At 62.4% G+C, this 13,267-nt stretch carries 13 protein-coding genes and 1 pseudogene; 3 read left to right on the forward strand and 11 right to left on the reverse strand.

What is annotated here, in order from left to right; translation table 11 throughout:
* Positions 1 to 13: 13 nt before the first annotated feature.
* The 6 genes from BLL38_RS10965 to ctlX form a co-directional block, all read right to left on the reverse strand.
* The gene (locus BLL38_RS10965) at positions 14 to 856 is read right to left on the reverse strand and encodes an ABC transporter ATP-binding protein (protein WP_232243979.1); all 843 of its coding nucleotides are present in this window, start codon (positions 854 to 856) and stop codon (positions 14 to 16) included.
* Between the two features lie 3 nt (positions 857 to 859).
* On the reverse strand, positions 860 to 1,573 hold the full coding sequence (locus tag BLL38_RS10970; protein ID WP_076962596.1) for an ABC transporter permease: 714 nt from the start codon (positions 1,571 to 1,573) through the stop codon (positions 860 to 862).
* Positions 1,570 to 2,271, reverse strand: a complete 702-nt coding sequence (locus BLL38_RS10975) for an ABC transporter permease (RefSeq protein WP_076962597.1) — start codon at positions 2,269 to 2,271, stop codon at positions 1,570 to 1,572. The genes BLL38_RS10970 and BLL38_RS10975 overlap by 4 nt, the downstream gene beginning before the upstream one ends.
* A gap of 102 nt (positions 2,272 to 2,373) precedes the next feature.
* Positions 2,374 to 3,153, reverse strand: coding sequence for an ABC transporter substrate-binding protein (locus tag BLL38_RS10980; protein ID WP_057439422.1), 780 nt, complete (start codon positions 3,151 to 3,153; stop codon positions 2,374 to 2,376).
* Positions 3,154 to 3,410: 257 nt separating this feature from the next.
* Complete coding sequence (locus BLL38_RS10985; protein WP_076962598.1) at positions 3,411 to 4,457, reverse strand: ornithine cyclodeaminase; 1,047 nt, start codon at positions 4,455 to 4,457, stop codon at positions 3,411 to 3,413.
* Between the two features lie 11 nt (positions 4,458 to 4,468).
* Positions 4,469 to 5,395, reverse strand: a complete 927-nt coding sequence (gene ctlX / locus BLL38_RS10990; protein ID WP_076962599.1) for a citrulline utilization hydrolase CtlX — start codon at positions 5,393 to 5,395, stop codon at positions 4,469 to 4,471.
* 314 nt (positions 5,396 to 5,709) lie between these two features.
* Between ctlX and BLL38_RS11000 the strand changes: the two are divergent.
* Positions 5,710 to 6,174: pseudogene (locus tag BLL38_RS11000) on the forward strand (GNAT family N-acetyltransferase); the annotation flags it as partial.
* A 14-nt stretch (positions 6,175 to 6,188) separates the two neighbouring features.
* Complete coding sequence (locus tag BLL38_RS31875; RefSeq protein WP_428839104.1) at positions 6,189 to 6,356, forward strand: GNAT family N-acetyltransferase; 168 nt, start codon at positions 6,189 to 6,191, stop codon at positions 6,354 to 6,356.
* Positions 6,357 to 6,490: 134 nt separating this feature from the next.
* Here the strand turns inward: BLL38_RS31875 and BLL38_RS11005 are convergent, their stop codons facing one another.
* From BLL38_RS11005 to BLL38_RS11025, 5 genes are all read right to left on the reverse strand, one after another.
* Entirely contained in the window at positions 6,491 to 7,510 is a 1,020-nt protein-coding gene (locus BLL38_RS11005) for a branched-chain amino acid aminotransferase (protein WP_076962601.1), read from the reverse strand.
* 105 nt (positions 7,511 to 7,615) lie between these two features.
* Complete coding sequence (gene lpdA, locus BLL38_RS11010) at positions 7,616 to 8,995, reverse strand: dihydrolipoyl dehydrogenase (RefSeq protein ID WP_076962602.1); 1,380 nt, start codon at positions 8,993 to 8,995, stop codon at positions 7,616 to 7,618.
* A gap of 4 nt (positions 8,996 to 8,999) precedes the next feature.
* Positions 9,000 to 10,265, reverse strand: coding sequence for a dihydrolipoamide acetyltransferase family protein (locus tag BLL38_RS11015; protein WP_076962603.1), 1,266 nt, complete (start codon positions 10,263 to 10,265; stop codon positions 9,000 to 9,002).
* Positions 10,266 to 11,324, reverse strand: a complete 1,059-nt coding sequence (locus BLL38_RS11020) for an alpha-ketoacid dehydrogenase subunit beta (protein WP_029296529.1) — start codon at positions 11,322 to 11,324, stop codon at positions 10,266 to 10,268. It lies immediately after the preceding gene.
* A gap of 1 nt (position 11,325) precedes the next feature.
* The gene (locus BLL38_RS11025) at positions 11,326 to 12,561 is read right to left on the reverse strand and encodes a 3-methyl-2-oxobutanoate dehydrogenase (2-methylpropanoyl-transferring) subunit alpha (RefSeq protein WP_076962604.1); all 1,236 of its coding nucleotides are present in this window, start codon (positions 12,559 to 12,561) and stop codon (positions 11,326 to 11,328) included.
* Positions 12,562 to 12,757: 196 nt separating this feature from the next.
* Between BLL38_RS11025 and bkdR the strand changes: the two genes are divergently transcribed.
* Positions 12,758 to 13,243 (forward strand): Bkd operon transcriptional regulator BkdR, encoded by a 486-nt coding sequence (gene bkdR / locus BLL38_RS11030; RefSeq protein WP_076962605.1) that lies wholly within the window; start codon positions 12,758 to 12,760, stop codon positions 13,241 to 13,243.
* The last annotated feature ends 24 nt before the right edge of the window (positions 13,244 to 13,267 follow it).

The following is a 13,267-nucleotide window of genomic DNA, read 5'->3' on the forward strand; positions in this document are numbered from 1 at the left end:
GTCGGTTCTGTGTTCACTTCAAGCGGTTGGAGAGAAATTGCTGCAAGCGTTCGCTGGTGGGGTGGTCGAGGATCTCGGCGCTGCCTTGTTCTTCGACGCGGCCCTGGTGCAGGAACAGCACCTGGCTGGACACTTGCCGGGCAAAGCCCATTTCGTGGGTGACCATGAGCATGGTACGACCTTCCTCGGCCAACGTCTGTATGACTTTTAGGACTTCCCCTACAAGCTCTGGATCCAGCGCCGAGGTCGGTTCGTCGAACAGGATAATCTCCGGCTCCATGGCCAGGGCCCGGGCGATGGCCACGCGCTGTTGCTGGCCACCGGAGAGAAACGCCGGGTATTGATCGGCGACCCGGCCCGGCAGGCCGACTTTATCCAGGTACATGCGCGCGCGTTTTTCTGCCTCGGCGCCACTCACACCCAGCACCCGGCGTGGCGCCATGCAGATGTTCTCCAGCACGGTCATGTGGCTCCACAGGTTGAAGTGCTGAAACACCATGGCCAGGCGCGTGCGCAGGTTCTGCAGTTGCGCCTGGTGTGGCGCTTGCACGCCTGCGCGGCCCTGGCGCATTTCAATGCTGATGCCGTCCAGGGTGATCACCCCGGCGTCGGGTTGTTCGAGGAAGTTGATGCAGCGCAGCATGGTGCTCTTGCCAGAGCCGCTGGCGCCGATCAGGCTGATCACATCGCCCTTGCTGGCGTTGAGCGAAACACCCTTGAGCACCTCATGGTCGCCGTAGCTTTTATGCAGGTCTTCGACCTTGAGTTTGACGTTGGCGCCGGCCGCCACCACGCTCGGGCGGGGCGCGGCAATGTGGGTGGGATGGGCGGCCAGGGCCTGTGCGGACTGATTCATGGGTTAGCCTCGGGTCGGGACAAGAAAGCGCATCCAGCGTCGTTCGGCCAGTCGGAACAGGCCCACCAATGCAAAGGACAGCAGCATGTACAGCAGTGCGGCAATACCGAAGGCCTGGAACGTGAGGAACGTTTCGGCGTTGGCGTCGCGGGCCACCTTGAGGATGTCGGCGATGGTGGCGGTAAATGCCAGGGATGTGGCGTGCAGCATCAGGATCATTTCGTTGCTGTAGGCCGGCAACGCGCGGCGCAGCGCGGCGGGGATCACCACGAACAGGTTCATCCGCCAGCCGTGCAAACCATAGGCCCGCGCTGCTTCAATTTCGCCGTGGGGAATATTGCGAATGGCCCCGGCGAAGATTTCCACGGTGTAGGCACAGGTGTTGAGCACAAAGGCCAGCAGGGTGCAGTTCAACGCATTGCGGAAAAACTGATTGAGCAGGGTATTGTCCTGCACCACTTCCAGGCTGTAGAGGCCGGTGTAGCAAATCAGCAACTGGATATACAGCGGCGTACCGCGAAACAGGTAGGTGTACACCTCCACCGGCCAGCGTAGCCAGAAGTGCTCGCTGACGCGGGCAATTGCCAACGGGATCGACAGGAAAAACCCGAGGATCACCGACACGATAAACAGCCACAAGGTCATGGCCACCCCGGAAAAGCCCGAGCCATCGGTCCACAGATACGCCAGGCCATATTGCTGGATCAGTTCAATCATCGCGCCACCCCTTTGATGCCGACGTTGTAGCGCCGTTCCAGGCGTTTGAAGATGCGGTTGGAGAGGGTGGTGATCACCAGGTACACCAGGCCCGCCAGGATCAGGAAGTACAGCGGATCATTGGTGGTCTTGCCGGCGTTCTGCGCGGCCTTGACCAAGTCGGCCAGGCCAATGATCGACACCAGCGCGGTGGACTTGAGCAGCACCAACCAGTTATTGCCCAGCCCCGGCAAGGCAAAGCGCATCAACTGCGGGAACATCACCAGCCGAAAGCGCTGCCAGCGGCTCAAGCCGTAGGCAGTTGCCGCTTCCAGTTGGCCCACCGGCACACTGAGCATCGCACCGCGAAAATTCTCGGTGAAATACGCACCGTAGATAAACCCCAGGGTGACGACCCCGGCGGTGAAGGGATCGATTTCAAAGTAATTCCAGCCGAGCATCTCGGTCAGGTCGTTGAGCCACAGTTGCAGGCTGTAGAAGATCAGCAGGATCAGCACCAGGTCCGGCACGCTGCGGATCAAGGTGGTGTAGAGAGTGGCGGGGATGCGCAACAGTTTATGGCTGGACAGCTTGGCACCGGCGGCGATCAGGCCCAGGCTCAGGCTCAGAACCAGCGCGAGGAACGCCAGCTTGATGGTCATCCAGGCACCCTGGGCCAACAGCGGGCCGAAGCCTTGCAGGTTGAGGAGTTCATTCACGGGAAAGTCTCGATAGAACCGGTAGGAACCTGCCGCAAATGGCGGTGTTTATCGCACCGCCAGCGCTGGCAAGCCGGCTCCTACAGGGGATAGGGCGGGGGATTACTCGTGATAGATATCTTCGTCACCGAAGTATTTCTTCTGGATCAGCGCGTAAGTGCCATCGGCCTGGATGGCCGCGATGCCCTTGTTGATCAGCGCCAGCAGTTCCTGGTCGTTCTTGCGCAGGCCCATGGCAATGTCCAGCGGCAAGGTCGGGTCCTTGAAGGCCGGGCCGGACTGGTAGTCGGCGCCTTCAGGCTTGGACAGGAAGTTGAGCTGGGCTTCGAGCTTGTCGGTCAGCGTTGCGTCGAGGCGGCCGTTTTGCAGGTCGGCGTAGTTCTGGTCCTGGGACTGGTACGCCTTGACCTGGGCACCGAGCTTGGCCAGGTGGGCGCGGGCGTAGGCTTCCTGCAGCGAGCCCTGGAGCACGCCGACCTGTTTGCCCTTGAGGGATTCCGGGGTGTCGCCGAAACCTGCGCCCTTGCGGGTGATTACCGAGGTGGGGCTGAGGAACAGGCGATCGCTGAAATCGATCTGTTTTTGCCGGGCCGGGGTCACGGCCATGGAGGACATGATGGCGTCGAACTTGCGCGCACGCAGCGCCGGGATCATGCCGTCGAATTCGTTGTGGACCCAGGTGCACTTGACTTCAAGCTTGGCGCAGATGGCGTTGCCCAGCTCAATGTCGAAACCTTGCAGGCTGCCGTCGGCGGCCACGGATTCAAAGGGGGGGTACTCGGGGAACACGCCGAAACGGATTTCTTTCCATTCCTGGGCCTGGACGGCGGTGGCGCACAAAGGCAGGAGCAGCGCGGCGACGAGTGATCGGAGCGGAGTCATGGTGTTTTCCCTATATTTTGTAATTGATGTCAGGGCAGTAGAAAGGGTGCGGCATACATTCATGTGCTGACTCTTTGGTCGCGCTCAGAATGCTTCATGGTGGTGCGTTTTTTGTGTCGTTTACCTAGGCCTTGGCACGCGGAATGCGCTGTTAAAACGCAGGTGGCAGCGGAATCGGCTGCAACACCCTGTATATCGGCTTTTCAAACCGGCGTTTACGGCCTGCCGCTTGCGCAAAGCGGCAGGCCAGAGCGGTTTCAGGCGCGCTTTTTGTGCTGTGCGACCGGTTGCTGGGCCAGGCGTGCGAACAGGTCCTTGGGGTCGGCCAGGTCCGGCACCAGTTCCAGCTCGCTGCCCACGTCCAGGGCCTTGGCCACATCCAGCACATAACGCAGGGCCGAGTAGTCTTCGAGGGCAAAACCCACCGAGTCGAACAGGGTGACCTGGCGCGCGTTTTCCCGGCCCGGCTTCTGGCCGTTGATCACTTGCCACAGCTCGGTGACCGGCGAGTCCTCGGGCATATGCTGGATTTCGCCTTCGATACGGCTTTGTGGTTCGTACTCGACGATCACCCGCGCGCGCTCGACAATGCGCCGGTCCAGCTCGGTCTTGCCGGGGCAGTCGCCGCCGACGGCATTGAGGTGCATGCCGGGCTCGATCATGTCGTCGGTAAGGATGGTGGCGTAGGCCTTGTCGGCAGTGACGGTGGTGACGATATCGGCGCCTTTCACCGCCTCGGCAACGCTTGCGGCCAGGGTCACTTTGATCGCCGGGAAAGCCTTGAGGTTGTTCGCCAGCTTGTGCATGGCCTTGGAATCGATATCGAACAGGCGGATCTCATTGATGCCCAGCAAGGCATGGAACGCCAGGGCCTGGAACTCACTTTGCGAACCGTTGCCGATCAGCGCCATGCTGCGGCTGTTGTCCCGCGCCAGGTAGCGTGCGACCAGGGCCGAGGTGGCGGCGGTGCGGATCGCGGTGGTCAGGGTCATTTCGCTGAGCAGCACCGGCTTGCCGGTGTCCACATCCCCCAGGGCGCCGAACGCCATGACCGTGAGCATGCCGCTCTGGGTATTTTTCGGGTGGCCGTTGACGTATTTGAAGGCATACAACGAGGCATCCGAGACCGGCATCAGCTCGATCACGCCCTCGGGCGAGTGGTTGGCCAGGCGCGCGCATTTCTCGAAGTCATTCCAGCGCAGGTAGTCGGCGCGGATGTACTCGGCCATCTCGGTGATGCAGGTTTGCAGGCCTTTTTGCGAGACCAGGTAGCTGAGGTCGTTGACGTCGATATAACGGGTCATGGAATAACTCCTTATTGGAATGAGGCGCGGGCCGGAAGATGCACTTCGGCCAACATGCAGCGGGCACTGCCGCCGCCGATGCGTTCGATGTTGTCGATATTCACCACCACTGGGTGGGTGTGGCGTTCCACATGCTGGCGCTGCGCCGGCTTGAGCGAGTGCCAGGCGCTGGCAGACATCACCAGCAACGGCTGGCCATCGCGGTCGTGAAGTTCGAGCATGTTGCCGGCGAAGGCTTCCAGCTGGTCGAAGTCCAGGGCCAGGATGTCTTTGCCGGTGTCGCGCAGGGAGCGTTCCAGGCCCTGGCGCTCGTGGGCTTGGGGCAGCGCGTCGAGGCACACCACCGACAGGTCGCGGCCGACGCTCATCATCACGTTGCTGTGGTAGATCGGGGCGTGATGGCGGTCGACGGCGTGGAAGGCACAGACCTGATAGTCCAGGCGTTCGGCAAACTGGCGCAGGGCATCGTGGTGGGTGCGCCCGGAGTGGCAGGCGTAGCTGATGCGGTGCTGGCGGTCGAGGACCATGCTGCCGGTGCCTTCGAGGAACATGTTCTGTTGTTCCAGGTGGCTGAAGTCGATGGTGTCTTTGATTGCGAAGCGTTGCTCCAGCACTTGCAGCACACCTTTGTTGCGCTCCAGGCGGCGGTTCTGGCCTTCCATCGGGTACAGCACCAGGCTGCCGTCGGCATGGCTGCTCCACCAGTTGTTGGGGAAGATCGAATCCGGGGTATGGGGCGCGGGCGTGTCCTGCACCACCAACACTTCCACGCCATGCTGGCGCAGGGTGTCGACGTAACCGTCGAACTCTTGCAGCGCTTTATGCTGTGCGGCCACCGGGTCCACGGGGGCGCGCTGGAAGCGGTTGTTGATCGCGGTGTCCGGGTTAAAGGCAAAGTGCGCCGGGCGGATCATCAGGACGGTATTGGTGGTTTGCATGGGGGCACGGGTCCATGGGGTTGGGCATTGCGGCTATTTTGTGCGCTCTGGCCGCAGAATCCCGGCTGAAACAGGGGGGCGGCCCAGCCGGGAAAGCTGAAAAGAGGGGTATGGCAGCCGAATCGGCTGTCAGGGGTGGAGTGCGCTCAAATCTGTAGGAGCCGGCTTGTGTGGGAGCTGGCTTGCCTGCGATAGCATCACCGCGGTGTGGCGGACACACCGAGGTGCCTGCATCGCGGGCAAGCCCGGCTCCCACACAAGCCCACACATGGGTATTGTGGTGGCTGTCGTAACGTCGTCCGTCAGGAGGAGTCATGTTTACCGCCGTCCGCCTCGCCCAACCCACCGATGCCGAAGGCATCAGCCAAGTCATCCTGGCGGCCCTGCACAGCAGCAACGCCGGCGACTACCCGGCGGACGTGATTGCCCGGGTGGCGAGCAACTTCACGCCGCAGGCGGTGCTGCACTTGCTCACCCGGCGCACGGTGCTGGTGGCAATCCGCGAGCAACTGATCGTCGCCACGGCGGCCTTGGACGCCAATGTCGTGCGTTCGGTGTTCGTCAACCCGGCGCTGCAAGGGCAGGGCATCGGCCGCCAACTGATGGTCGATATCGAACAGCGGGCCCGTGAGGCTGGGGTCACGGTATTGAGCGTACCGTCGTCCCTCACCGCCGAGCCGTTTTATACCAAGCTGGGGTTCCACACCGTGCGGGATGTGTACCACGGCAACGAGCGCACCCTGGTGATGGAGAAGGCATTGTCGTCTCGCCACCCCATCTGAGTGTGTCGTTGGTGCGCCATGGGGAACAGGTGTTGATTGGCCTGGGCTGTGTGAAGATCAACCTGCAGATCAATCTGGGCAACGAGAACGTGGTGGGGTTCTACGAGGCGCTGGGATATGGCGTGGAGCCGAGGATCAGCATGGGCAAGAGGATTGCACAGAACCTGCCAAAATCCTGAGGCCACCGCAAAACAAATGTGGGAGCTGGCTTGCCTGCGATAGCGGACGGTCAGTCAACGCATTGGTGACTGACATATCGCTATCGCAGGCAAGCCAGCTCCCACACAAGCCAGCGCCTACAATCAGGGTCGGCTTAGACCTTGACGATCCAGCCCGCCGGCGCTTCAACGTCGCCGGACTGCACACCGGTCAGCTCTTTGTAGAGCTTCTGGGTCACCGGGCCGACGTCTTTTTCGCTGTAGAACACATGCAGCTTGTCTTTGTACTCAATCCCGCCGATCGGCGTGATCACTGCCGCCGTCCCGCAGGCGCCGGCTTCCTTGAAGTCTGCCAGTTTGTCGATCAGCACGTCGCCTTCGACCACTTCCAGGCCCAGGCGGGTCTTGGCCAGTTCGATCAGCGACAGGCGGGTGATGCCTGGCAGCACCGACGGCGAGTTCGGGGTGACGAACTTGTTGTCGTGGGTGATCCCGAAGAAGTTGGCCGAACCGACTTCTTCGATTTTCGAGTGGGTGGCCGGATCCAGGTAGATGCAGTCGGCGAAGTTGGCTTTTTTCGCCAGGGAGCCGGGCATCAGGCTGGCGGCGTAGTTGCCACCGACCTTGGCCGCGCCGGTGCCGTTCGGCGCGGCGCGGTCGTAACCAGAGATCAGGAAGTTGTGCGGGGTCAGGCCGCCCTTGAAGTAGGCGCCGACCGGGATGCAGAAGATCGAGAAGATGAACTCGGGCGCGGTACGCACGCCGATGTTGTCACCGGTGCCGATCACGAACGGGCGCAGGTACAGCGCGCCGCCGGTGCCGTACGGCGGGATGAAACGCTCGTTGGCGCGGACCACGGCCTTACAGGCTTCGATAAACGCTTCGGTCGGCACTTGTGGCATCAGCAAGCGGCCGCAACTGCGCTGCATGCGAGCGGCGTTCTGGTCCGGGCGGAACAGGTTGATCGAACCGTCCTTGCAGCGATAGGCCTTGAGGCCTTCAAAACACTGCTGGCCATAGTGCAGGGCGGTGGAGCCCTCGCTGATGTGCAGCACGTTGTCTTCGGTCAGGGTGCCTTCTTGCCAGGCGCCGTCTTTCCAGGTCTGGAGGAAACGCTTGTCGGTCTTGATGTAGTCAAAACCCAATTTGTCCCAATTGATGCTTTCGTTACCCATGACACCCTCTATCTCTTCGCAACCGCCTGGTCGAAGGCAGGCTTTCGGTTTATTTCTGGATGGGCGCAACAATACTTCATTCTTGGCCTGTGTGGGAGCATTGACTCAGAGGTGCAGGGCATGCCCCAACGCCCGCAGCGCGGCTTCCTGCACCGCTTCACCGAGGGTCGGGTGGGCATGAATGGTGCCCGCCACATCTTCCAGCCGCGCGCCCATTTCCAGGCTCAGGCCAAAGGCCGTGGACAGCTCGGACACGCCAACCCCCACCGCCTGCCAGCCGACAATCAGGTGATTGTCGCGGCGTGCCACCACCCGTACGAAGCCGGTCTTGGACTCCAGGGTCATGGCCCGACCATTGGCGGCAAACGGGAAGCTTGAAACGATGCAGTCCAGGCCCGCGGCCTTGGCTTCGTCCGGGGTCTTGCCGACCACCACCAGTTCCGGGTCGGTAAAGCACACCGCCGGGATCGCCGCCGGGTTGAATTCCCGGGATTTGCCGCTGATCAGCTCCGCCACCATCTCGCCCTGGGCCATGGCCCGGTGCGCCAGCATCGGCTCGCCGCTCAGGTCGCCGATCGCCCAGACATTGCGCATGCTGGTCTGGCAGCGGTTGTCGATCTGGATCGCCGCGCCGTTCATCGTCAGGTTCAAGGCTTCCAGGTTCCAGCCCTGGGTGTTGGGTTTGCGGCCGACGGCCACCAGCACCTGGTCGGTGCCCAGGGCCAGGGTCTCGCCATTGGGCTCGCGCACTTGCAGGCTGCCACCTTCAAAACCGGTGACGCTGTGCTTGAGGTACAGCTTGACCCCCAATTGCTTGAGGGATTCGGCCACCGGTTGCGTCAGCTCGGCGTCGTAGGCGGGCAGGATGCGGTCCTGGGCTTCGACCACGCTGACCTCGGCCCCGAGCTTGCGATAGGCAATCCCCAGTTCCAGGCCGATGTAACCGCCACCGACCACGATCAAGCGTTTTGGCACACGGCTCGGCGCCAGGGCTTCAGTGGACGAGATGATCGGCCCGCCAATCGGCAGCATCGGCAGGTTGACGCTTTTCGAGCCGGTGGCCAGCAGCAGGTGCTCGCACTGGATGCGTTGGTCGCCCACCTCCACGGTCTTGCCGTCGACGATCTTGGCCCAGCCGTGGATCACCTGCACCTTGTGCTTTTTCAGCAGCGCGGCAACCCCGGTGGTCAGGCGATCGACGATGCCGTCTTTCCACTCGACGCTCTTGCGGATATCCAGGGTCGGCACATCCACGTCGATGCCCAGGGCCGAACCCTGGCTCAGGTGTACGGTTTGCTGGAACTGCTCGGCCACATGGATCAGCGCCTTGGACGGAATGCAGCCGATGTTCAGGCAGGTGCCGCCCAACGCCTGGCCTTCTACCAGGATCGTCGGGATGCCCAGTTGGCCGGCGCGAATCGCCGCCACATAACCGCCAGGGCCGCCGCCGATAATCAGCAGGGTGGTCTGTAATGTCTGAGTCATGCCCTTACTCCAGGAACAGGCTGGCGGGTTGTTCGAGCAGGCCACGGATGGCCTGGATGAATTGCGCCGCGTCCATGCCATCGACCACCCGGTGATCGAAGGAGCTGGAGAGGTTCATCATCTTGCGGATCACGATCTGCCCCTTGATCACCATTGGCCGCTCGACGATGCGGTTGACCCCGACAATCGCCACTTCCGGCAGGTTCAGCACCGGGGTGCTGACAATCCCGCCCAACGCGCCGAGGCTGGTCAGGGTGATGGTCGAGCCCGACAGTTCGTCACGGCTGGCCTTGCCCGTGCGCGCGGCGTTGGCCAGGCGGGTGATTTCTTCGGCGGTGCCCCACAGGCTGCGCGCCTCGGCGTGGCGCACCACCGGCACCATCAGCCCCACATCGCTCTGGGTGGCGACGCCCACATGCACCGCGCCGAGACGGGTGATGACCTGGGCTTCGTCGTCATAACGCGCATTGATCTGCGGGAAATCGCGCAAGGCCACAACCATCGCGCGCACCAGGAACGGCAACAACGTCAGCTTGCCGCGGCTGGCGCCGTGTTTTTCATTGAGGTGGACGCGCAAGTCGTCGAGGGCCGTCACGTCGATCTCTTCGACGTAGCTGAAATGCGCAGCACGGCGCGTGGCATCCTGCATGCGCTGGGCGATCTTGCGGCGCATGCCGATCACCGGGATCTGCTCTTCGTCGTTGCGCTCTGCATACGGGTTGGCGCCGGCCGAGGCGCGGGGGCTGCCCTGTTGCAGATAGGCGTCGAGGTCTTCATGCAGAATACGTCCGGCGGGGCCCGAGCCCTGCACCAGGCGTAGTTGGATCCCGGCATCCAGCGCATGCTTGCGCACGGCCGGGGAGGCCAGCGGGCGCTCATTGGCCTCGCGAGCTACCGGGGCCTGGGCCGCTACCTGCGGCTTGGTGGCCGGTTTGCTTTCAACCACCGGCGCCTTGATGTCGGCCTTCGGGGCCGGCGCGGCTTGCTCAACCACTGCCGACAGCGCCGACTCTTTGGTATTGCCCGCGCCTTCGACTTCAATGCTGATCAGGATACTGCCCACGGCCATGACTTCACCTGGCTCGCCGCCCAGCGATATCACCTTGCCATGAACCGGCGAGGGAATATCCACCATCGCCTTGTCGGTCATCACATCCGCCAGCACCTGGTCTTCGACGACCATGTCGCCGACCTTGACGTGCCATACCGACAACTCAACTTCTGCGATGCCTTCGCCAATGTCCGGCATCTTGATAACGTGCGTGCCCATTCAGACCTCCATGACCCGTTGTAAAGCCGCGCCCACACGGGTCGGGCCAGGGAAATACGCCCACTCTTGCGCGTGGGGGTAGGGGGTGTCCCAACCGGTCACACGCTCGATAGGCGCTTCCAGGTAGTGGAAGCAGTGTTCCTGCACCAACGACACCAGCTCAGCACCAAAACCGCAGGTACGGGTGGCTTCATGCACCACCACGCAACGGCCGGTCTTTTTCACCGACTTGACGATGGTTTCCAGGTCCAGCGGCCACAGGCTGCGCAGGTCGATGACTTCGGCGTCGATCCCGGTTTCTTCGGCGGCCACTTGCGACACATACACCGTGGTGCCGTAAGTCAGCACGGTGACGGCCGAGCCAGGGCGCACGATGGCGGCCACGTCCAGCGGCACGGTGTAGTAACCGTCCGGCACCTGGGCTTGCGGGTGCTTGGACCACGGCGTTACCGGGCGGTCGTGGTGACCGTCGAACGGGCCGTTGTACAGGCGCTTGGGCTCAAGGAAGATCACCGGGTCATCGTTTTCGATGGAGGCGATCAGCAGGCCCTTGGCGTCATAGGGGTTGGACGGCATCACCGTGCGCAGGCCGCAGACCTGGGTGAACACCGCTTCGATACTCTGGCTGTGAGTCTGCCCACCGTAGATGCCGCCGCCGCAAGGCATGCGCATGGTCAACGGCGCGGTGAACTGGCCGGCCGAGCGGTAACGCAGGCGCGCCGCTTCCGAGATGATCTGGTCGGTGGCCGGGTACACATAGTCGGCGAACTGGATCTCGGCCACCGGGCGCAGGCCGTAGGCGCCCATGCCCACGGCCACGCCGACGATACCGCTTTCGGAGATCGGTGCGTCAAACACCCGCGAGGTGCCGTACTTGGTCTGCAAGCCTTCGGTGCAACGGAACACGCCGCCGAAGTAACCAACGTCCTGGCCGAACACCACCACATTGTCGTCGCGTTCAAGCATCACATCCATGGCCGAGCGCAGGGCCTGGATCATGGTCATGGTGGTCGTGGTCATGGCGGTTTCCAGCTCGATTTTATTGTTGTGATCGTTCATGTCAGATCCCCAACGCTTGACGCTGGCGCTTCAAGTGCTCCGGCATCTCTTTATAGACGTCCTCGAACATGCTCGCGGCGCTCGGGATCTGGCCACCGGCCAGGGTGCCGTACTGTTCGGCTTCTTTCTGCGCGCTGAGTACTTGGGCTTCAAGCTCGGCAGTGACCGTGGCGTGTTCCTCTTCGGACCACTGGCCAATCTTGATCAGGTGCTGTTTGAGGCGGGCAATCGGGTCGCCCAGGGGGAAGTGGCTCCAGTCATCGGCAGGCCGGTACTTGGACGGGTCATCGGAGGTGGAGTGCGGGCCGGCGCGGTAGGTCACCCATTCGATCAGGGTCGGCCCCAGGTTACGGCGCGCACGTTCGGCGGCCCAGGCAGAGGCGGCGTATACCGCGATAAAGTCGTTGCCGTCCACCCGCAGGGAGGCGATGCCGCACCCTACGCCGCGTCCGGCGAAGGTGGTGGCTTCACCACCGGCGATGGCCTGGAAGGTGGAAATCGCCCACTGGTTGTTGACCACGTTGAGGATCACCGGCGCGCGGTACACGTGGGCGAAGGTCAAGGCCGTATGGAAGTCCGATTCGGCGGTGGCGCCATCACCGATCCACGCCGAGGCGATCTTGGTATCGCCCTTGATCGCCGAGGCCATGCCCCAGCCCACACCCTGTACGAATTGGGTGGCGAGGTTGCCGGAAATGGTGAAGAAGCCAAAGTCCTTGACCGAGTACATGATCGGCAACTGGCGGCCCTTGAGCGGGTCGCGCTCGTTGGACAGCAGTTGGCAGATCAGGTCCACCAGCGGCACTTCGCGGGCCATCAGGATGCTTTGCTGGCGGTAGGTGGGGAAGCACATGTCGTCGATGTTCAAGGCCAGGGCCTGGGCGCTGCCGATGGCTTCTTCGCCAAGGCTCTGCATGTAGAACGACATTTTTTTCTGACGCTGGGCGACCACCATGCGGTTGTCGAAGATCCGCGTCTTGAGCATGGCACGCATGCCGCGGCGCAAAATCTCTACCGGCACACCTTCAGCCCATGGGCCCAGGGCCTGGCCCTGGTCGTCGAGCACGCGGATCAGGCCCTTGGCCAGGTCGGCGGTGTCGGCGGGTTCTACGTCAACGGCGGGTTTGCGCACCGTACCGGCGTCGGTCAGGCGCAGGTAGGTAAAGTCGGTCTTGCAACCTGGGCGGCCCGAGGGTTCGGGAACGTGCAGGCGCAGCGGTTCGTAATGCTGGGTCATGGCTTTCTACGCTCGATCTTGTGAATTTCTTGTAGTGGGCGCGCTTAGCTGACAGTCAGTCCCCGGGTAGGGGAAATCTTGTCCTACAACAATCATAGGCCGGGCCGGGGAGAATATTTATCTCTGTTTGGTTGCGCCTGAGATCATTTGCGGATAAAAAATCTGCATAAACATAATAAACAGGTGGTTTTGTCTCATGCGCAAACTGGACCGTATCGATATCGGGATTCTCAACAGCCTTCAGGAGAATGCCCGTATCACCAACGCCGACCTCGCACGCTCGGTCAACCTGTCGCCCACGCCGTGTTTCAACCGGGTCAAGGCCATGGAAGAACTGGGCCTGATCCGTGACCAGGTCACGCTGCTGGACGCCGATTTGCTGGGGTTGCACGTCAACGTGTTTATCCACGTCAGCCTGGAAAAACAGAATGAACTGGCGTTGCAACAGTTCGAGGGGGCGATTTCCGACCGGCCGGAGGTGATGGAGTGCTACCTGATGGCCGGCGACCCGGACTACCTGATCCGGGTGCTGGTGCCGACCATCCAGTCCCTGGAGCGCTTTATGATGGATTTTCTGACCAAGGTCCCGGGGGTGGCGAATATCCGCTCCAGCTTTGCCCTCAAGCAGGTGCGCTACAAGACGGCGCTGCCATTGCCGGCCAATGGCTTGAGCCTGGGGTAAGGCGTAAGAGGCGCGGGCGGCTGG

The sequence above is a fragment of the Pseudomonas gessardii genome (assembly GCF_001983165.1).
In the GTDB taxonomy this organism is placed as follows: Bacteria; Pseudomonadota; Gammaproteobacteria; order Pseudomonadales; family Pseudomonadaceae; genus Aquipseudomonas; species Aquipseudomonas gessardii.

What these genes read in the sequence shown, in the direction of transcription:
- BLL38_RS10965 (WP_232243979.1), bottom strand. Translation starts at nt 856, where the DNA reads ATGAATCAGTCCGCACAGGCCCTGGCCGCCCATCCCACCCACATTGCC.
- BLL38_RS10970 (WP_076962596.1), bottom strand. Translation starts at nt 1,573, where the DNA reads ATGATTGAACTGATCCAGCAATATGGCCTGGCGTATCTGTGGACCGAT.
- BLL38_RS10980 (WP_057439422.1), bottom strand. Translation starts at nt 3,153, where the DNA reads ATGACTCCGCTCCGATCACTCGTCGCCGCGCTGCTCCTGCCTTTGTGC.
- BLL38_RS10985 (WP_076962598.1), bottom strand. Translation starts at nt 4,457, where the DNA reads ATGACCCGTTATATCGACGTCAACGACCTCAGCTACCTGGTCTCGCAA.
- ctlX (WP_076962599.1), bottom strand. Translation starts at nt 5,395, where the DNA reads ATGCAAACCACCAATACCGTCCTGATGATCCGCCCGGCGCACTTTGCC.
- BLL38_RS11005 (WP_076962601.1), bottom strand. Translation starts at nt 7,510, where the DNA reads ATGGGTAACGAAAGCATCAATTGGGACAAATTGGGTTTTGACTACATC.
- lpdA (WP_076962602.1), bottom strand. Translation starts at nt 8,995, where the DNA reads ATGACTCAGACATTACAGACCACCCTGCTGATTATCGGCGGCGGCCCT.
- BLL38_RS11015 (WP_076962603.1), bottom strand. Translation starts at nt 10,265, where the DNA reads ATGGGCACGCACGTTATCAAGATGCCGGACATTGGCGAAGGCATCGCA.
- BLL38_RS11020 (WP_029296529.1), bottom strand. Translation starts at nt 11,324, where the DNA reads ATGAACGATCACAACAATAAAATCGAGCTGGAAACCGCCATGACCACG.
- BLL38_RS11025 (WP_076962604.1), bottom strand. Translation starts at nt 12,561, where the DNA reads ATGACCCAGCATTACGAACCGCTGCGCCTGCACGTTCCCGAACCCTCG.
- bkdR (WP_076962605.1), top strand. Translation starts at nt 12,758, where the DNA reads ATGCGCAAACTGGACCGTATCGATATCGGGATTCTCAACAGCCTTCAG.